The sequence below is a fragment of the Marinomonas vulgaris genome, from assembly GCF_018145875.1.
In the GTDB taxonomy this organism is placed as follows: Bacteria; Pseudomonadota; Gammaproteobacteria; order Pseudomonadales; family Marinomonadaceae; genus Marinomonas; species Marinomonas vulgaris.
This window is the reverse complement of sequence record NZ_JAGSSV010000005.1, coordinates 46,762-64,751: the sequence shown is the minus strand read 5'-3', so window position 1 is coordinate 64,751 and position 17,990 is coordinate 46,762. Positions and strand designations below refer to the sequence as shown.

Below are 17,990 nucleotides of genomic sequence, written 5' to 3'. Positions count from 1 at the left end.
CTTGTTATCAAGCAGTTAATGGTGCTTATATAGTAGCACCGAACATCTTAAGATAATATTATTTAGGATTGTTCTAGTTTAATTTTCTATAATTTTTGTTAATAACGGCCATATAAGATTTCCATGCGAAGAGACGATGATGTTGAGATCCCAAGCCTGACTCTGGATCAAGATGAAGTCAGCGAAAGAAGACCCAGTACACCAGTCAAAAAAGGGCCTTCCACTCCTACCCCTAAAAGACCTGCCCATGCGCCAACGGTCGTGCATAAAAAGCAAAGCCTTGCTGGCGTGTACTTCTTGTTAATTATGCTGATTGTCGCTGCCTCTGGTGCAGGTTATTGGCTGTGGCAACAAAATATGCAGTTGCGCAATGAGTTGTACGGTGCGAAAAGTGAAATTCAAAACTTGGATCACCAGCTACTAGCGGCCGATGTGTCGGCTAACAAGCAAGGTGAGACGTTAGAAGAAACCCTGAAAAAGCACGACAGTGAAATTCGTAAGCTATGGGGTGTTTCTTATGATACCAACCGAAAAGCCATTGCTAGCAATAACGAATCGCTTGATGCGTTGGACAAAAAAATGTCTGCCATGCGGGAAACCTTATCGACGCAGTCGAAGCGCATTGCCGTTCAAGCAGACGCCTTTAACGATGTAGAAGCCGGTTACAACAAACTAGTACCATCTGTTGCGACATTAGATGAAACACTTAAAGCAGTCGCTGTTCAACAAGAAACCCAGGCGAAAAAATTAGAAACAGCGGATGCGCTAATTGCTGCTCAAACGGGTCAGAACGAAGCGCAAGCTTTGAGTTTAGAGCAAATTTTGCAAGAGCTGGATGCCTTACAAGATGATGTCGCTTCATTGCAAAAAGCTTCGATCGAGTCTAAGAACGCAGATACGGCTAAAATTCAGCAAACCTTGGCAAATCATCAAGATGCGATTGAATCCAGCGATGCGTTCAGAACCCAAGTGAATGGCGAGATCATTCGTCTTCGCAAGCAAATTAATCAGCTTATGTTAGAGCAACAATTTAGTGATGAATAAACCTCTAGGGCTCTCACTCTCTTTTTAAACTGTCACAAAAACTGAACTAAAGCCGACTTTATGTCGGCTTTATGTCGGCTTTTTGCATTCTAACTGCCATTTCTATGAATTTTAGTTATAAGGCATTCTTGCTATGCTTATTCTAAATACATCTATTTAATTTTGTTTTTATAACTTTAAAGAATGTTATATTGGCTTCATTGTTCAAGCCAGATAACAGAGATAGGAAATTATGACAGAGGCAAGACTGACTCACTTAAAACAGCTAGAAGCCGAAAGTATTCATATTATTCGTGAAGTGGCGGCAGAATTTGATAATCCGGTTATGTTGTACTCGATCGGTAAAGATTCCGCCGTGATGCTGCATTTGGCAATGAAAGCTTTTTACCCAGGCAAGCCGCCATTTCCACTAATGCACGTGGACACAGGTTGGAAATTTAAAGAAATGATCTCTTTTAGAGACGAGCTGGTGGCTAAATTAGGGTTGGAATTGATTGTTCACCAAAATCAAGAAGGCATTGAGCAGGGAGTAGGGCCTTTTACACATGGTAGTTCTAAACACACGGATGTGATGAAAACTCAGGGACTGAAGCAAGCCTTAGACAAATACGGTTTTGATGCGGCCTTTGGTGGTGCTCGTCGCGACGAAGAAAAATCCAGAGCCAAAGAGCGGGTATATTCTTTCCGTGATAAACAACACCGTTGGGACCCTAAAAACCAACGTCCTGAACTTTGGAATATCTATAACGGCAAAGTGAACAAAGGCGAAAGCATTCGCGTCTTTCCTTTGTCGAATTGGACCGAATTAGATATCTGGCAATACATTTACCTAGAAAGCATTCCAATTGTGCCCTTGTATTTCTCCGCAAAACGCCCTGTTGTAGAGCGTGATGGTACTTTGATCATGGTTGACGACGAACGTATGCCATTGAATGGTGAAGTTCCAGAGATGAAGTCGGTGCGTTTTCGTACTTTGGGTTGCTACCCGCTGACTGGCGCGGTGGAGTCCGATGCTACGTCTTTACCAGAGATTATCCAAGAAATGCTACTGACAAAAAGCTCAGAGCGACAAGGGCGAATGATTGACCACGATTCTTCTGGATCGATGGAAGAAAAGAAGAAGCAAGGTTATTTCTAAGGTTTGGAGTAAACAAAATGTCACACCAGTCAGAATTGATCAGCCAAGACATACTTGGCTATTTGAAACAACATGAAGAAAAAGATCTACTGCGCCTTCTAACTTGTGGCAACGTAGATGATGGCAAAAGTACACTCATTGGCCGTTTACTACACGATTCAAAATTGATTTATGAAGATCACTTGGACGCCGTAAAGCGCGACAGCAAAAAATCTGGTACGCAAGGCGAAGAAGTAGACTTGGCATTACTGGTCGATGGATTGCAAGCTGAGCGCGAGCAAGGCATTACCATTGACGTGGCGTACCGATATTTTTCAACGGAAAAACGCAAGTTCATCATTGCGGATACACCAGGTCACGAACAATACACTCGTAACATGGCAACAGGCGCATCCACCTGTGATCTTGCAATCATATTGATTGATGCTCGATATGGCGTACAAACACAAACTCGTCGTCACAGTTTTATTGCCTCTTTATTAGGCATCAAGCACCTTGTGGTCGCGGTCAATAAAATGGACTTGGTGGGCTTCTCAGAAGAGACCTTTAATCAAATCAAAGACGATTATTTGTCGTTTGTGGATCAATTGGGTGACCGTAACCCCGCGGACATACAATTTGTTCCCATGTCAGCACTTCGCGGTGACAACGTGGTCAATGCGTCGGACAGTACCCCTTGGTATCAAGGCGAGCCGCTCATGGCGATTTTGGAAAGTGTACAAATTAATCGCGATTTGAAGCAAGATGCGTTTCGTTTCCCGGTACAGTACGTTAACCGACCTAATCTTGATTTTCGTGGTTTTTCTGGGACAGTTGCGGCGGGTCGTGTTCAGCCAGGCGATACCGTGGTGGCCTTACCATCAGGTAAAACATCAAAGGTTGAGCGTATTGTTACGTATGATGGTGATCTTGCGATGGCAAAAGCCGGTCAAGCGATAACGATCACCTTGGAAGACGAAATTGATATCAGCCGTGGTGGTATGTTGTCGCACGTTGGCCAAGCGCCGCAGATCGCCTCGACACTGCGTGCTTCTGTTGTGTGGATGGCTGAGCATCCTCTGGTGCCCGTTAAACTTTACGATTTTAAGCTGGGCACGCAAACAGTGCCTGGTAAGGTGCACCATTTTAACCATCGTATCGATGTGAATACGTTAGACAAACATAAAATCGATGCTTTGGAATTAAATGGTATTGGTGAGGCCGTGGTTCAATTTGATGCTCCTGTGGCATTTGATGAATACACAGACAGTCGTTTTACCGGTGCATTGATTATTATTGATCGTTTAACCAATGTAACCGTTGGCGCTGGTATGGTGGAAGAGGTCGCAGCAGATCTTGAACAAGCGACAAAAGTCAGTGCAGAAGATCGTGCAGCACGGTTGGGACAAAAACCAGCGGTGATCGCAGTAACGGCTGAGGTATTGGTTCAAGCTGAAGCGCTAGAGCGTCTGCTACTTAAACAGGGCGTGGTGGCGTTGGCCAAAGCAGATGCGACGGCTCAAGAGGTGTCGCTTATTCGACAAACGGGCGTCACCTTTATTATTGAAGACAGTGCCTTGGCGGATTCTTCAATAGCCGAAACTGGCTTGGATAGCGTGGTGGACTTAATAATCGAAAGCGTTCGTCTTTAAATACACCACAAAAAATCAACCTAAATGTAAGTGACCCCCAATAGTTGGACTATCCAATTGATGGGGGTCTTTTTTGACTAATTTTTTACGACAAAAGGTAGCAAAGCGTTTAATCGGCGCTTTCAGCGTCCATTCGCTTGTGTACTTTATGTTGGTCTTCATTGTTACCAAGCTTCCAATAGCTTGAAATGTATAACAGACCCCGAGCAATCGGTTTGTCATGTCTAAAATACTGACGCAATGCCTTCATGCTGCTAAATTCGCAGGCGATCCACACAGACGCTTCCCCTAGGTACCATTTCAGCGCAGTGACCTGATCCAGTAAATTGGCTGGGTTTTCACCTGGATGCGGGGTGATTACCCATATGATTTCAATGCCATCTGGGTGTGGCAATGGTTGAATGTCGTCTTTCGAAATGACTTCGATGACGGCATAACCAATGGCGTTGTCTGGCAATTCGGCTAAATTCACACTGATGGCTGGCAGGGCGGTCATATCACCAATCAGTAAATACCAATCGGCTTTGGCTATTCTTTTGGTCGGGCCGGGGCCGCCAATCAAAATAGAATCGTTCACTTCTGCGGTTTGCGCCCAAGAAGACGCTGGGCCTGGCTCGTCATGCAGTACAAAGTCTACATCGATTTCATCAGCTCGTTGTTGTCGTATAGTGTAGGTTCTCATCAACGGACGCTGACCTTCTTGAGGAAAAATAAGCTTGATGTGGCCGCTTTCTTGGTTGTCTGGAATGGTGTTTATGTTGTCTCCACCCAGCGTGATACGCAGCATATGAGGTGTGATCAATGTTTTTTGTATAACAGTGAGTTCGCGTGGCTGTGGTTTACTCATGGTTCACTCCTTGGTGTAAACATGTGATTCAAAGGCATTATGAGAAGCGGGGCGCTGGGTTAGCGAAGGTTGCTCAGCATGATGCTGGTTAATGCGATAAAGTCGTTTATTTGTTTTTCGGTCATGTTTTGAGTCATGGTCTGAGCGGCGTGCTGATCAAGTGTGCGTATATCAAGCAGTGTCTTTTCGCCTTTTGATGTTAGGTTTAAGCGCTGACTTCTGTGATTCGTTGGGCAGGGGGCTTTGCTGATTAAGCCCTCATTGACCAGCTCTTTTAGCACGCGAGCGACTTGTGACTTATCGAGCATAAGTTGATTGGAGATGTCACTGGCATTGCAGTGTTCGATCGAGTTAATGCATTTTAGTGATCGAATCTGACAAATGGGCAATTTGATGCCTGCTTCTAAAGCGGCAATTCGCAACTGATTGCGGTAGCTGTGCATTAGTTGGTGTAATGACTCGCCGAGTTGAGTGTTCATATTTGCCTCTTTAATGAGAATGGTTTTCATTATATTTATTTGAGTTGATTATGTCAACTAAGAAATAAAGCAATGTCTAAATGATAACGGCTCGTTACAATGCTGATTTTACAATTGGGGCGCAATGAACAAACGTAACCTACATCAACAGATAATTGACGCCTTGTTAGCCCGATATAACAATGCGAAATGGGCGGCTAAGCAAGCTCATGATGCCGCGACGAACGAGGAAAGTGTGGCGGAAAATAAGTACGATACTTTTGGACTAGAAGCCTCTTATTTAGCTCACGGTCAATCCCAGCGAGTATTGGAGTGTGAGGCGGACTGGCAAAGCTTCGTAAAAGCTGAGCTCAACTCAGTGGACAAAGAGTCGCCAATAAAATTATGGAGTCTGGTGTCTTTGGCCGCCATTGATTCGCCAAACCCGAAGAATAAGCATTTCTTTCTTTCCCCTTGTGCTGGCGGTTTGCGGGTCGACCTTGAAGAGGAAGAGATATTTTTGGTCACGCCATCAAGCCCTGTGGGTAAGGTGTTACTGGGGCGTTCAATAGAAGACGAAGTGACACTGATGCAAAACGGGCAACAAACTCAATATGAGATCCTCGATGTTTGTTAATCCATGACTTGTATAAGACAAATTTGGTTCAGACCCTAGAGAGTCGCCTTCGCTTCGCATATAATGCGTTGCCTTAAATATTCTGTTGTTCTATCTCGTGCTAGAAACACCCAAGGTGCCTACCAAGATAGAGAACACCCAAAGAACACATCACTCTCTTACTGAGACAGTAATAGGAAAGAAATTATGCGCAGCCATTATTGCGGCGAGTTAAATGCTTCTAACATTTCACAAGAAATTACCCTTTGCGGTTGGGTACATCGTCGCCGTGACCACGGTGGTGTTATTTTCTTAGACGTGCGTGACCGTGAAGGGGTGACGCAGGTTGTTTTTGACCCTGATCGTGCGGAAAGTTTTGGTATCGCCGACAGTGTGCGTAACGAATTCGTTGTAAAACTGAAAGGTTTGGTTCGAGCTCGTCCTGAAGGTACGGTTAATCCGAACATGAACACCGGCGAAATTGAAGTCTTGGGTACAGAGCTTGAAATCCTAAACTCTGCTAAAACACCACCTTTCCAGTTGGATGAGCATCAATCTGTTGGTGAAGACGTTCGTTTGAAAAATCGTTTCATCGATTTACGTCGTCCAGAAATCCAACAAAAGATGCGTTTTCGCTCCAAGGTAACTTCTGTTTTGCGTCGTTATTTAGATGATAACGGCTTTTTGGACATTGAAACGCCTATCTTGACCCGTGCCACACCAGAAGGCGCGCGTGATTACTTGGTACCTAGTCGTACTCAGCAAGGTAGCTTTTTCGCGCTACCTCAGTCGCCTCAGCTTTTCAAGCAGTTGTTGATGGTGTCTGGTTTTGATCGTTATTACCAAATCGCTAAATGTTTTCGTGATGAAGATTTGCGCGCCGATCGTCAGCCTGAATTCACTCAAGTGGACATCGAAACGTCTTTCATGAGTGAAGAGCAAATCATGGGTATGACGGAAGAGATGATCGTGAGTCTTTTCAAAGAGTTGATGAATGTGGATTTGGGAACTTTCCCACGCATGGCTTACTCGGAAGCAATGGAAACTTACGGCAGCGACAAGCCAGATTTGCGTATTCCGCTTACCATTGTCAGTGTATGTGATCTGATGTCGGATGTGGATTTTAAAGTCTTCTCTGGCCCTGCAAAGGATCCAAAAGGCCGTGTTGCTGCACTGAAAGTGCCGGGTGGCAATGCCTTAACTCGCAAGCAGATTGACGACTACACGAAATTTGTGGGTATCTATGGTGCTAAGGGCTTGGCTTACATCAAGGTAAACGATAAATCCAATTTAGAAGAGGGTTTGCAGTCGCCTATCGTTAAGTTTTTGCCTGTTGAAGTGCGAGCGGCCTTGCTTGAGCGTTTAGAAGCGCAGGATGGTGATCTGATCTTCTTCGGTGCAGATTCTAAAAAGGTTGTGTGTGAAGCCCTTGGTGCTCTTCGTTGCAAATTGGGTGAAGATATGAATCTTTACACATGCAAATGGGCGCCTTTATGGGTTGTTGACTTCCCTATGTTTGAAGAAACATCTGACGGCGGCATTACGGCTATTCACCATCCATTTACAGCGCCTTCATGTTCTCCAGAAGATCTAAAAGCTGACCCAATCAATGCGCTGTCGCAAGCCTATGACATGGTGTTGAACGGTACAGAGTTGGGCGGTGGTTCAATTCGTATTCATCAATCCTCTATGCAAGAAACGGTATTTGAATTGCTCAATATCAGCAAGGAAGAGCAAGAAGAGAAATTTGGCTTCCTACTGGATGCTTTGAAATTCGGTGCGCCACCGCATGGCGGCTTGGCATTTGGTCTTGATCGTCTGGTTATGTTGATGACAGGATCTAGTTCTATTCGTGATGTTATCGCGTTCCCTAAAACGCAAAGCGCGACTTGTTTGTTGACGCAAGCACCTGGTGAAGTGAGCGATAAGCAGCTGAAAGAGCTTAACATTCGAGTCAGAAAACCTGTGGTTGAAGGGTAGTCAATAAGGCGGTTATTGATTGTTTTCGAGCTCAATGGGGGTGAGATAAGCAATCGTTATGTCACCCATGTGCAAAAAAACCGTAAAAGGTCGCTATAAAGCGGCCTTTTTTATTCATTCTCATTGCATACTGCTTAAAGGGCTGCTGAAATATGCCGTTACTATATAAGGCGCAAGAAACATGGCCACAACACGAATTCTCGCCATCGACCCTGGTTCTCGGATTACGGGCTTTGGTATCCTTGATGTAATCAATGGCAAAAGCGTATATGTAAACAGCGGCTGTATACGTTTACCTGATGAAGCTCTGTCTGTTCGACTCAAGCACATATTTAACAACGTGACGGAGTTGTTGGACCAATATCAGCCAAGTGAATTTGCCATCGAAGAAGTGTTTTTGGCAAAAAACGCCAATTCAGCGCTCAAACTTGGTCAAGCAAGAGGGGCGGCCATTGTGGCGGCGTCTCTTAAAGAGTTGGTGGTGAATGAATATGCCGCTAGGCGCGTTAAGCAATCGGTAGTAGGTAACGGTAACGCCGATAAAACCCAGGTGCAAATGATGGTTCAGTTGTTGTTGAATTTGACCTCTAAACCTCAGGCCGACGCGGCCGATGCTCTGGCCATTGCTCTATGTCATGCCAATACACGAACGTCTGGTGGCCTTGAATATGGCGTTGGTAAACGTGCAGGGCGAACTTCTAAGCGCTGGACTGAACAAGATGTAAGGAAAACATTGTGATCGGACGAATTGTCGGCACATTAGTAGAGAAGACACCCCCCGAGTTACTTATCGATGTGGCAGGTGTTGGTTATGACGTCAGCGCCTCTATGACAACGATTTATGATTTGCCCCCCGTGGGCGGTCAGGTTGTTTTGCATACGCACATGCTGGTGAAAGAAGATTCGCACACCTTATATGGCTTCATTGATAAAAGTGAGCGGGCTTTGTTTCGCGTGTTGATCAAGGTGAATGGCATAGGCCCAAAGATGGCGCTGGCTATTTTGTCAAGCATGTCTTCTGAAGAGTTGGTTGCCAATGTTCAAGAATCGGATGTGACAGCGTTGACTCGCATTCCTGGAGTCGGGAAAAAAACTGCTGAAAGATTGATCATTGAGCTTCGAGATAAGCTCGGTCAAGCGGCAAAGAACGATTTGTTTTCGACGCCTGCGGTGTTGCGTCAGGTGCAAGCCGATCCTCGGCAGGAAGCAGAAGCTGCACTTATTTCGTTAGGTTATAAGCCTCAAGAAGCGGCAAAAGCTGTTGCTGGTGTGCCAGTTGATGCGGCCAGCAGTGAAGATGTTATTAAGGCGGCTTTGAAAGGGATGTTGAGAAAATAAACCATGATTGAACAAGATCGTATTATTTCGGCTGAACTCAAAGGCAATGACCGCCAAGTGGATCGCGCTATTCGTCCACAATCTTTGGCTGAGTATATTGGGCAGCCAGTGGTCAGAGAGCAAATGGAGATCTTTATTGAGGCAGCGCGTCAGCGAGAAGAGCCTTTGGATCACACCTTGGTTTTCGGCCCACCTGGATTGGGTAAAACCACATTGGCGAACATCATTGGTAATGAAATGGGGGCTGAAGTAAAGACGACTTCGGGGCCGGTTCTTGAAAGAGCAGGGGATTTGGCTGCTCTGCTCACCAATCTAAATGAAGGCGACATTCTTTTTATTGATGAAATACATCGCCTTAGCCCTGCTATTGAAGAAGTGCTATATCCAGCGATGGAAGATTATCAGTTGGATATCATGATCGGAGAAGGGCCTGCGGCACGGTCAATTAAAATTGAACTCCCGCCTTTTACTCTTGTCGGAGCAACAACCCGTGCAGGACTATTGACATCGCCATTACGTGACCGTTTTGGCATAGTCCAACGGTTAGAGTTTTACGATGTAGAATCCCTGACCACGATCGTTGCCCACTCGGCAAGTAAGATGGGCATGGAGCTTGATCACCCTGGCTGCTTTGAAGTGGCGAGGCGATCACGAGGTACACCGCGTATCGCCAATCGTCTGTTACGTCGTGTTAGGGATGTAGCGCAAGTGAGTGGTGATCGCTTAGTAGGCCAAAAGGTTGCTCAACGAGCGCTTGATATGTTAAGTGTAGACAGTCAAGGTTTCGACCATCTAGACAGACGTATGTTATTGACTATGATCGAAAAATTCGACGGAAGGCCAGTTGGTCTAGACAGTGTCTCTGCCGCATTAGGTGAAGACAAAGACACCATCGAAGATGTCATCGAGCCGTTTTTGATTCAGCAAGGCTTTGTGATCAGAACGCCAAGAGGGCGTCAGGTAACAAAGCGAGCGTATGAACATTTTAATTACCAACTACCTACCGATTTTAAATAGAGGTTAATAATGTCAATTTGGGGACTTATCGCCAGTGCGAGTATTGTGGTTCAACTGGTTATGTTGATTTTGCTTGCTGCGTCCGTTTTTTCATGGATTGTTATTTTTCAGCGGATTCGAGTATTAAAAGAAGCGAAAAAAGTCAGCTCAACGTTTGAAGATAGTTTTTGGTCTGGTATCGATTTGAGTCAGTTGTATCAGAAGCTGACCCAAGATGGGCGAAAAGTCGCTGGCATGGAGAACATCTTTATTTCTGGTATTAAAGAGTTTACTCGGTTGCGTAAAAGTCATGATGTGATGCCAGATGCCATTATGGATGGTGTGCAAAGAGCCATGCGAGTCGCACTTTACCGAGAAGAAGAAAAGCTAGACAAGCATTTGCCGTTTTTAGCAACCGTGGGCTCAACCAGTCCTTATATCGGTTTGTTTGGTACTGTGTGGGGGATTATGCATTCGTTTATCGGTCTAGCGGAGGTTCAACAGGCGACGCTGGCGACGGTCGCACCCGGTATTGCCGAGGCGCTGATTGCGACAGCCATTGGTTTGGCGGCGGCGATTCCAGCGGTCATTGCGTACAACCGTTTCTCTACCGCGGCAGAATCTTTAGGCGCCAGTTATGAAAACTTCGCCGATGAGTTCACCAGTATTTTACACCGTAAAGTACACGTGAGAGAGGGAGGGGCGGCATAGTGGCACGCTCAAGACGAAGAAACAAACGCCGCCCTATGGCGGAGATCAATGTGGTGCCCTATATTGATGTGATGTTGGTGTTGCTGGTGATCTTTATGATTACTGCACCGATGATGACACAAGGTGTGGATGTTGAATTACCAAGTGCGAATGCAGCACCTATGCAAGACAGCGACAACGAAGTGATCATTGCTTCTGTCGATGCGTCTGGTCGTTTTTACATCGATATTGGTGGTAACCAAGAGTCTATTACCTTGCCTCAACTTCAAGACAGAGTGAGGAAGGTGCTTGCGCAAAGTCCAACCACGTCTGTCCTTGTTCGAGGAGATAAAAGCGTTGCTTACGGAGATGTCATTGGTTTGATGGTGGCGTTGCAAGGTGCTGGGGTGCCTAATGTAGGTTTAGTCACTGAGCCGGATCAAAATTGATGAAGTGGTTCAAAACAGACAGTTATCATCTTCCTATTGCTTTAGCTATTGGCTTGCACGGCGGTATTGTTGCTGTCAGTTTGTTTGCGGTCGATTTTAGTTCCAATGATGCGCCTGCACCCAAAAGGCTGCCCATCGTTAATGCGACTGTAGTCGATGTCTCTCAAACCATTATTGGTCAGCGTGAAGCGGAAGAAAGGGCGGCACAACAGCGTGCAGCCCAGGCTTTAGCAGATAAAAAGAAAAAAGACGCTGAGCAGGCGAGAAAGAAAAAAGAGACCGAGCGCAGAGTGCTTGAAGAGAAGCAAAAACAATTAGCCCAAGCCAAACAAGCCAGAGAAAAAGCAGAAGCGGCCAAAAAAGAACAGGCTCGCCAGCAAGAGGCCGCTAGAAAAGAGCAGCTTGCTAAAACTGAAGCGGCTAAAAAGCAAGCTCAAGAACTTGAAAAGAAACGTCAGGCAGAGCAAAAATTGGCCGATGAACAACGTCGTAAAGCCTTAGCGGATAAGGCTGAGGCGGATCGAGTGGCGGAACAAGAACGCAAGCGCCAAGAAGAAGCGGCTAGAATTGCAGCAGAAGAAAAAGCCAAAGAAGAGGCGGCGCTAGAAGCCGCAGCTGCCGAGGAAGCTAAACAGCAAGCGGCAGAAGAAGCGCAAATGGTCCAGTCTATCAGTAGCTTAATTAACAACCGTGTTACAGCGGCATGGATACGACCCCCAAGCGCCAGGAACAATATGAAAACCCAGTTACGCATCTATTTCTTGCCTAACGGTGAGGTTATGAATGTTCAAATCACCAGAGGAAGTGGTGATGCGTTGTTTGATCAAAGAGCAGTTGACGCTGTGTATAAGGTCAGAAAAATAGACGAACTGGCTGAAGTGGACTCTTATGTGTTTGAGCGTAATTTCCGTCAAGTAGATTTAATTTTTAACCCGCAAGATTTGAGAAATTAATGATGTTAAAAAAATGGTTAAGTGTTGTGTTTGCCTGCGTGTTATCTGTTGGTACGGCAAAAGCACAGTTAGTGATAGAAATTACCAGTGGTGCAGACCAACTCCTTCCTATTGCTGTCGTTCCTTTTGGCTACACTGGCGTGGAGGCATTGCCTGAAGACATCGCGCAAATCGTAGAGAATGATTTAGCGCGTAGTGGTCTGTTTCAGCCGATTCCAAGAGCCAATATGCTGAGCATGCCTTCAAAAGAAGCGGATGTTTTTTATCGTGATTGGCGTCTTCTTAAAAGCGATTACGTGGTAATTGGCAGCATCAGCAAATTGCCTAATAATCAATACCGAGTAGGCTTTGAATTGCTTAATGTGCTTAGTCAAAAGCCAGTACAAAAACACGCGTCGATTGATGTGAGCGCGCGCAATTTCCGGGATGCGGCCCATTACATCAGTGATAAAGTTTACGAACTTTTGACAGGTTCTAGAGGCGCATTTAGTACCAGAATATTATATGTTACTGCAGAGGGAGATAAAAAAGCGCCTTTGTTTAAGCTGCAAGTTGCCGACGCAGATGGCCATCGACCTCAAGTTGTAGTGGAATCCAAAGAGCCCATATTGTCACCTTCATGGAGCATGGACGGTCGTAATATTGCTTATGTTATGTTTCGTAATCGACGTCCGAGTATTTTTATTCAGGAGCTAGCTACAGGAAAACGTCAGCAAATCGCTCAATTTAGAGGGTTAAATGGTGCTCCTGCTTGGTCGCCAGATGGCAAGAAACTTGCTTTGGTTTTGTCGAAAGATAACAATCCTGAAATTTATACATTGGACATAGCCACGCAAAAGCTTGAGCGTATGACGAATCATTATGCCATTGATACAGAACCTAGCTGGGAACCTGATGGCAAAGGCATTGTGTTCACCTCTGATCGTGGCGGAAACCCTCAAATTTATCGCTTAGATACGGGCTCAAAGCGGGTTGAACGAGTTACCTTTGAGGGTGAGCTGAATACAAGAGCAAGAATGACACCAGATGGGCGTTATCTGGTGACGGTGCAAAAAAACGACGGCAACTATCATGTTGCGTTACAAGATATGAATACAGGGCGTGTGCAGACTCTAACGGAAACCTATTTAGACGAATCGCCAAGTATTGCACCAAATGGTAGTATGGTTATGTATGCTACTACATATCAAGGCAAGGGCATTTTAGCCGTAGTATCCGTTGATGGTCTTGTTAAATATAGGTTACCATCAGCAGAAGGTGATGTACGTGAGCCATCTTGGTCACCGTACTTCAAATAGAGTCATTGAGGAGTGAATAATGAGTGTAAATAAATTAGGTAAGTTCGCGGTTATTGGTTTGTCTGCCGCTTGGATTGCAGGTTGTAGTACGACAGCGTCTGACACAGACACGTCTACTGTTGCAGAAGACGCAGCTATGGCTGAGCAAGCTGATGCAGCAGCAAATACTGACCAAGCCTACGGCGCCGGTGAAGGGGATACAGTAACAAGTGTTATCGTTGAAGACGCTGCTGCTGTTCAACAGCCAGAAGTTGACCCACTAGATGGTGTACAAATCGTATTCTACTTCGATTTTGATAAGTCTATTGTTCGTCCAGAATCTCGTGAGGCCTTGGCTAAGCACGCTTCATTCTTAGTATCAAACCCAGATGCACGTATTGTTCTTGAAGGCCACGCTGATGAGCGCGGTACTCGTGAGTACAACATGGCTCTTGGTGAGCGTCGTGCTAAAGCGATCAGTCGTTACTTAACTATCCAGGGTGTTGCGGCGTCACAAATTGAAACAGTCAGCTTCGGTGAAGAAGTACCTGTTGCTTTTGGTCACGATAACAACGCTTGGCAGTTAAACCGTCGCGTTGAAGTTCGCTACGAATAATGCTTGTCAAAAATATCAAAGTTCGCTCTTTCGCAATGGCGCTGTATTTCACAGCGCCATTTGCACTTGCTGAATCCAGTGCTGGCTTAACACCCAGTGCGGCGGCTGACTTGTTGTTTCAATTAGAAACATTGCAGCAGGAAGTGCAAAGCCTTCGTGGTCAGTTAGAAGAGCAGGGGCATGAACTTAAATTAATGAAATCAAGTCAAAGAGATCGTTATATTGATTTAGATAAACGTATTTCTTTATTAATGACCGCGCCACCGGCTTCATCCCCTCAGCCGACCGCTATTGTTGGAAGTCCTGTACCATCTGAACCTGTTATTCAAGAAACAGCCGCTGTTGTTAGTAGTGCTTTGCCTACCTCACCACTAACTCCAGTTACACTTCAGCCGCCGTCTGAAATGTCTCAAAAAGCTTACAATGATGCTTATGGTCTTATACGACAAAGAAGTTTTGATGACGCAGAGGTTTCTTTAGCTGAGTTTGTTAAAACTTACCCAAACAACTCCCTTACTGGTAATGGCTATTACTGGCTTGGAGAAGTTAAATTGGTTCAGGGTAAAGCAAGAGAGGCGTTAACCGCTTTCACGACGGTGATTCAACGTTTTCCGGGGCATAATAAAGAGCCGGATTCTTTGTATAAGCTTGGTACCGTCAGTGATCAGCTAGGTGATACTGTAAAAGCGAAAGGGTATTTACAAGATGTGATTCGTCGTTTTCCTGATACCAAAGCAGCGAAATTATCTTCCGCTTATTTAAGTAAAGTTAAATAGCTTGCATTATCCTGCGGGCTCTGTATTATACGCAACCCGTTGGGTCGTTAGCTCAGTTGGTAGAGCAGTTGACTTTTAATCAATTGGTCACTGGTTCGAATCCAGTACGACCCACCAACGTTTATTCTTTCTCCTTGTGATTTTTGGGTCGTTAGCTCAGTTGGTAGAGCAGTTGACTTTTAATCAATTGGTCACTGGTTCGAATCCAGTACGACCCACCAAAAACACTCATTTCACTCCCAGTTTCTAAAGGGGTAATGACATGTCTGGCGTTGCAAATAAAGCGGCACTTCGCAATACAGTTCAAAAGTATCTATCGGAAGCTGAAAAAAGTCTCGAAGTTCAATCCGTTGACAACGCAGCGATTCGTGAAGAAATCAAATCCCTACTGAAACAAAACAATGCTGTTCTGGTTGCGCATTACTATACCGATGACGCCATTCAAGAACTCGCCGAAGAAACTGGCGGCGTTATCGCAGATTCTTTAGAAATGGCTCGTTTTGGGGCGACGCATCCTGCAGAAACCTTGGTTGTCGCTGGGGTGAAATTCATGGGCGAGACAGCTAAAATCTTAAGCCCAGAAAAAACAGTGCTTATGCCGACACTTGAAGCTACCTGTTCATTGGATATTGGTTGTCCTATTGAAGAGTTTTCAGCTTTTTGCGATCAATACCCAGATCGTAAAGTGGTTGTCTATGCAAACACTTCTGCTGCCGTTAAAGCGCGTGCAGATTGGGTGGTCACCTCTAGTATTGCACTGGATGTGGTAGAGCATTTGGTGGATCAAGGTGAAAAGATCGTTTGGGCGCCAGATCAACATCTTGGTGGCTATATTCAGAAAGAAACTGGCGCAGATATGATCCTGTGGGATGGCGCTTGCATCGTTCATGAAGAGTTTAAAGCCAAAGGAATTCTAGACCTTAAAGCGATTTACCCTGATGCAGCAGTGCTTGTTCATCCTGAATCGCCAGAATCTGTTGTTGAGATAGCCGATGTAGTCGGTTCCACTTCGCAGTTGTTAAACGCAACCAAGTCAATGTCAAATAGTACTTTTATTGTGGCAACAGATCGGGGGATTTTTTATAAAATGCGCCAGGCTTCCCCTGATAAGCGCTTTATAGAAGCTCCAACCGCAGGCTCTGGAGCAAGCTGTAGGAGTTGTGCTCACTGTCCTTGGATGGCGTTAAACAGCTTAGAAATGCTTCGAGATTCACTACGAGATCTTTCTGGCGAAATTCATGTGCCGGAAGAAACTCGAGTCAAAGCACTTATTCCTTTGCAGCGTATGTTGGATTTCCAAAAAAAATAAAGAGTCGTCATTATCTTAGGGATGCTCTAAAGGAGTGTTCCTAATGCCTTTATTGCCTTCAGTGAATTTCTTTTTTAACTTACCAATATTAAACGTATTTGGCCAAATAAGCTGTTTAAAAAACACACTGTTTTTGCTTTGGTAACAATCACTTACCGAAAATTTGTATACAAGACTTTCGTCTAATCGAAATGGCTGTGCACTTGGTATAGTATTGCCTGCATAACAATTATTTGCTTTTTCCGGAAAGCTGCTTTTTATTTTTTGAGCAACGATTATGTTGCTGGAGTACATATGAACGCCAACTCAAGAGATGACCTTCAAGCCGACCAGGCGAAGTACGATCGTATTGACAACTGGAGCTATGAGAGCCTCCATAAACCAAGTTCCGAATTCAATAGTCGAGATGAATACCTAGAGCACGAGCTCCAAATAATGAAGCCCAAACGCTGGCGTCCTAATTTACCTTTCAGAGATTATCGCTTTGAATTAGAGGACACCATTCCTGCCATGGCAGCCACTATTGGTAAAGTGGTTATGGTTGGTGCGATTGCGGCGACATTTGCAGGCCCTTTAGGCCTAGACCAATCTTTTATACTAGAAAATGTTCGTTACGAACTCCTTATTGTGGCGGTGTTTATCCTGTTATTTTCAGGGTTTATCTTGCCAACAGCAAACTTAGCCGGTACTCATGGTCCATTGATTCCTTTGATTCCTATCGTGGTAGCGGCTGGCGGGCACCCTATGGCCTTTGGTTTGTTGATCGGGGCATTTGGATTAATTCTGGCCTTTAGTAAAGGGGGGAGTTTGCTCGCAAGCCTCACCAGTAAAGGGGTTTGTGGTGGTTTACTGCTGTACCTTGGCTTTATTGGTACCATCTCTCAAGTGAAAAAACTATTTGCTTGGGCTGAAGCCATTGATATGTCCCATATCGCTTTCATTGTCATTTTAGCCACGATTGTGCTTTATGCTGTCCTTGAACACTTTAAAAAGCGTTGGTTGGCTGTACCATTGAGCTGCCTTATAGGTGGTGGTGTCGCCTTTTTCCTTGGTGCGCCATTTGAGTTTCAAACAGCTCCTGGTTTGCCAAATATGAACCCAATGTACTGGTGGGGCGATGACACTGGCTGGATGCTAGGCTTACCAACGATTGAAAGTTTTGTTGTTGTATTGCCATTTGCTATTTTAGCGGTAGCTATGTGGTCTCCTGATTTTCTTGGACATCAGGTTTTTCAGAAAATCAGTTATCCAGAGCGTACTGAAAAAGTACAAATGAACATCGATGACACCATGCTGTCTGCTGCAACAAGACAGACTTTTGGTTCTCTTTTAGGTGGCGCTAACTTTTCGTCTTCATGGGGCACTTACATTGTTCCTGCGGCCATTGCGAAACGCCCAATTCCTGCAGGTGCTATATTAACCGCTATTTTTTGTATCATTGCTGGCGTTTGGGGTTACCCAATGGATTTGGCCATTTGGCAGCCTGTATTGTGTGTAGCACTTATTGTGGGTGTGTTTATTCCATTACTTGAGGCGGGCATGGAAATGACTCGTGAAGGTAAAACCACACAGTCCGCTGCTATTGTTGTGTTTGCTTCTACTTTGGTAAACCCTGCATTCGGTTGGTCCTTAACTATGCTGTTAGACAACCTAGGTTTGATCGGTTGTAAAGAGCGTAGCGCTAAGCTAAGCAGCATGAGCCGTTGGATTATTCCTTTGGTTATGTTTTTGATTCTAACCGGCGTGATGGCATTGGTTGGCTTGTTGCCAGGCATTCCAGCATTGATGCCGAGCTTTAGACACTAATAAGATAACAAATAGTTTCTAAGTGTTAAAAATGAAAAAGCAGCGGGTACTTTGGTACCCGCTGTT

At 45.1% G+C, this 17,990-nt stretch carries 19 protein-coding genes and 2 tRNA genes; 18 read left to right on the top strand and 3 right to left on the bottom strand.

Going from position 1 to position 17,990, the window contains the following annotated elements; genetic code table 11:
- Positions 1–123: 123 nt before the first annotated feature.
- From J9B83_RS05960 to cysN, 3 genes are all read left to right on the top strand, one after another.
- Positions 124–1,044, top strand: a complete 921-nt coding sequence (locus J9B83_RS05960; RefSeq protein WP_211535830.1) for a hypothetical protein — start codon at positions 124–126, stop codon at positions 1,042–1,044.
- Between the two features lie 232 nt (positions 1,045–1,276).
- Positions 1,277–2,182 carry a sulfate adenylyltransferase subunit CysD gene (cysD, locus tag J9B83_RS05955; RefSeq protein ID WP_211535829.1) on the top strand — a complete coding sequence of 302 codons (906 nt, stop codon included), beginning with the start codon at positions 1,277–1,279 and terminating at the stop codon, positions 2,180–2,182.
- A gap of 17 nt (positions 2,183–2,199) precedes the next feature.
- Positions 2,200–3,813, top strand: a complete 1,614-nt coding sequence (gene cysN / locus J9B83_RS05950; protein ID WP_211535828.1) for a sulfate adenylyltransferase subunit CysN — start codon at positions 2,200–2,202, stop codon at positions 3,811–3,813.
- Positions 3,814–3,922: 109 nt separating this feature from the next.
- Here the strand turns inward: cysN and J9B83_RS05945 are convergent, their stop codons facing one another.
- Complete coding sequence (locus tag J9B83_RS05945; RefSeq protein WP_211535827.1) at positions 3,923–4,660, bottom strand: siderophore-interacting protein; 738 nt, start codon at positions 4,658–4,660, stop codon at positions 3,923–3,925.
- Positions 4,661–4,719: 59 nt separating this feature from the next.
- A complete protein-coding gene (locus J9B83_RS05940; RefSeq protein WP_211535826.1) occupies positions 4,720–5,139 on the bottom strand; it encodes a MarR family winged helix-turn-helix transcriptional regulator in 420 nt (139 codons plus the stop codon).
- A gap of 124 nt (positions 5,140–5,263) precedes the next feature.
- On the opposite strand from J9B83_RS05940, the gene J9B83_RS05935 reads away from it, so the two are divergent.
- The 14 genes from J9B83_RS05935 (at position 5,264) to nadA (ending at position 16,118) form a co-directional block, all read left to right on the top strand.
- Positions 5,264–5,755 (top strand): GreA/GreB family elongation factor, encoded by a 492-nt coding sequence (locus tag J9B83_RS05935; protein WP_211535825.1) that lies wholly within the window; start codon positions 5,264–5,266, stop codon positions 5,753–5,755.
- 186 nt (positions 5,756–5,941) lie between these two features.
- Positions 5,942–7,714, top strand: a complete 1,773-nt coding sequence (aspS, locus tag J9B83_RS05930) for an aspartate--tRNA ligase (protein ID WP_211535824.1) — start codon at positions 5,942–5,944, stop codon at positions 7,712–7,714.
- Between the two features lie 181 nt (positions 7,715–7,895).
- Positions 7,896–8,453 (top strand): crossover junction endodeoxyribonuclease RuvC, encoded by a 558-nt coding sequence (gene ruvC, locus J9B83_RS05925; RefSeq protein WP_211535823.1) that lies wholly within the window; start codon positions 7,896–7,898, stop codon positions 8,451–8,453.
- Positions 8,450–9,052 carry a Holliday junction branch migration protein RuvA gene (ruvA, locus tag J9B83_RS05920; protein ID WP_211535822.1) on the top strand — a complete coding sequence of 201 codons (603 nt, stop codon included), beginning with the start codon at positions 8,450–8,452 and terminating at the stop codon, positions 9,050–9,052. The genes ruvC and ruvA overlap by 4 nt, the downstream gene beginning before the upstream one ends.
- A gap of 3 nt (positions 9,053–9,055) precedes the next feature.
- Positions 9,056–10,069, top strand: coding sequence for a Holliday junction branch migration DNA helicase RuvB (gene ruvB, locus J9B83_RS05915; RefSeq protein WP_211535821.1), 1,014 nt, complete (start codon positions 9,056–9,058; stop codon positions 10,067–10,069).
- Positions 10,070–10,078: 9 nt separating this feature from the next.
- On the top strand, positions 10,079–10,759 hold the full coding sequence (gene tolQ, locus J9B83_RS05910) for a protein TolQ (RefSeq protein WP_211535820.1): 681 nt from the start codon (positions 10,079–10,081) through the stop codon (positions 10,757–10,759).
- Positions 10,759–11,187, top strand: coding sequence for a protein TolR (gene tolR / locus J9B83_RS05905; protein WP_211535819.1), 429 nt, complete (start codon positions 10,759–10,761; stop codon positions 11,185–11,187). The genes tolQ and tolR overlap by 1 nt, the downstream gene beginning before the upstream one ends.
- On the top strand, positions 11,187–12,140 hold the full coding sequence (tolA, locus tag J9B83_RS05900; RefSeq protein ID WP_211535818.1) for a cell envelope integrity protein TolA: 954 nt from the start codon (positions 11,187–11,189) through the stop codon (positions 12,138–12,140). Before tolR ends, tolA begins: the two co-directional genes overlap by 1 nt.
- Positions 12,140–13,438 (top strand): Tol-Pal system beta propeller repeat protein TolB, encoded by a 1,299-nt coding sequence (tolB, locus tag J9B83_RS05895; protein ID WP_211535817.1) that lies wholly within the window; start codon positions 12,140–12,142, stop codon positions 13,436–13,438. The genes tolA and tolB overlap by 1 nt, the downstream gene beginning before the upstream one ends.
- A gap of 19 nt (positions 13,439–13,457) precedes the next feature.
- Positions 13,458–14,033, top strand: coding sequence for a peptidoglycan-associated lipoprotein Pal (gene pal / locus J9B83_RS05890; RefSeq protein ID WP_211535816.1), 576 nt, complete (start codon positions 13,458–13,460; stop codon positions 14,031–14,033).
- Positions 14,033–14,809: a tol-pal system protein YbgF gene (gene ybgF / locus J9B83_RS05885; protein WP_211535815.1), complete on the top strand. Its 777-nt coding sequence runs from the start codon at positions 14,033–14,035 to the stop codon at positions 14,807–14,809. The genes pal and ybgF overlap by 1 nt, the downstream gene beginning before the upstream one ends.
- 41 nt (positions 14,810–14,850) lie before the next feature.
- A tRNA-Lys gene (locus J9B83_RS05880) sits at positions 14,851–14,926 on the top strand.
- Between the two features lie 28 nt (positions 14,927–14,954).
- Positions 14,955–15,030: transfer RNA gene (locus J9B83_RS05875), tRNA-Lys, on the top strand.
- Between the two features lie 41 nt (positions 15,031–15,071).
- Positions 15,072–16,118 carry a quinolinate synthase NadA gene (gene nadA / locus J9B83_RS05870; RefSeq protein ID WP_211535814.1) on the top strand — a complete coding sequence of 349 codons (1,047 nt, stop codon included), beginning with the start codon at positions 15,072–15,074 and terminating at the stop codon, positions 16,116–16,118.
- Between the two features lie 15 nt (positions 16,119–16,133).
- Here the strand turns inward: nadA and J9B83_RS05865 are convergent, their stop codons facing one another.
- The gene (locus tag J9B83_RS05865) at positions 16,134–16,412 is read right to left on the bottom strand and encodes a hypothetical protein (RefSeq protein WP_211535813.1); all 279 of its coding nucleotides are present in this window, start codon (positions 16,410–16,412) and stop codon (positions 16,134–16,136) included.
- Here J9B83_RS05865 and J9B83_RS05860 point away from each other — a divergent pair, their 5' ends adjacent.
- Positions 16,413–17,924, top strand: coding sequence for a DUF3360 family protein (locus J9B83_RS05860; protein ID WP_211535812.1), 1,512 nt, complete (start codon positions 16,413–16,415; stop codon positions 17,922–17,924).
- The last annotated feature ends 66 nt before the right edge of the window (positions 17,925–17,990 follow it).

Bases quoted from the DNA above. Each gene is read 5' to 3' on its own strand.
- tolB (WP_211535817.1), top strand. From the start codon at position 12,140: ATGATGTTAAAAAAATGGTTAAGTGTTGTGTTTGCCTGCGTGTTATCT.
- cysD (WP_211535829.1), top strand. From the start codon at position 1,277: ATGACAGAGGCAAGACTGACTCACTTAAAACAGCTAGAAGCCGAAAGT.
- nadA (WP_211535814.1), top strand. From the start codon at position 15,072: ATGTCTGGCGTTGCAAATAAAGCGGCACTTCGCAATACAGTTCAAAAG.
- ybgF (WP_211535815.1), top strand. From the start codon at position 14,033: ATGCTTGTCAAAAATATCAAAGTTCGCTCTTTCGCAATGGCGCTGTAT.
- ruvB (WP_211535821.1), top strand. From the start codon at position 9,056: ATGATTGAACAAGATCGTATTATTTCGGCTGAACTCAAAGGCAATGAC.
- tolQ (WP_211535820.1), top strand. From the start codon at position 10,079: ATGTCAATTTGGGGACTTATCGCCAGTGCGAGTATTGTGGTTCAACTG.
- J9B83_RS05860 (WP_211535812.1), top strand. From the start codon at position 16,413: ATGAACGCCAACTCAAGAGATGACCTTCAAGCCGACCAGGCGAAGTAC.
- J9B83_RS05960 (WP_211535830.1), top strand. From the start codon at position 124: ATGCGAAGAGACGATGATGTTGAGATCCCAAGCCTGACTCTGGATCAA.
- tolA (WP_211535818.1), top strand. From the start codon at position 11,187: ATGAAGTGGTTCAAAACAGACAGTTATCATCTTCCTATTGCTTTAGCT.
- ruvC (WP_211535823.1), top strand. From the start codon at position 7,896: ATGGCCACAACACGAATTCTCGCCATCGACCCTGGTTCTCGGATTACG.
- aspS (WP_211535824.1), top strand. From the start codon at position 5,942: ATGCGCAGCCATTATTGCGGCGAGTTAAATGCTTCTAACATTTCACAA.
- J9B83_RS05940 (WP_211535826.1), bottom strand. From the start codon at position 5,139: ATGAACACTCAACTCGGCGAGTCATTACACCAACTAATGCACAGCTAC.
- cysN (WP_211535828.1), top strand. From the start codon at position 2,200: ATGTCACACCAGTCAGAATTGATCAGCCAAGACATACTTGGCTATTTG.
- pal (WP_211535816.1), top strand. From the start codon at position 13,458: ATGAGTGTAAATAAATTAGGTAAGTTCGCGGTTATTGGTTTGTCTGCC.
- J9B83_RS05865 (WP_211535813.1), bottom strand. From the start codon at position 16,412: ATGTACTCCAGCAACATAATCGTTGCTCAAAAAATAAAAAGCAGCTTT.
- J9B83_RS05935 (WP_211535825.1), top strand. From the start codon at position 5,264: ATGAACAAACGTAACCTACATCAACAGATAATTGACGCCTTGTTAGCC.
- J9B83_RS05945 (WP_211535827.1), bottom strand. From the start codon at position 4,660: ATGAGTAAACCACAGCCACGCGAACTCACTGTTATACAAAAAACATTG.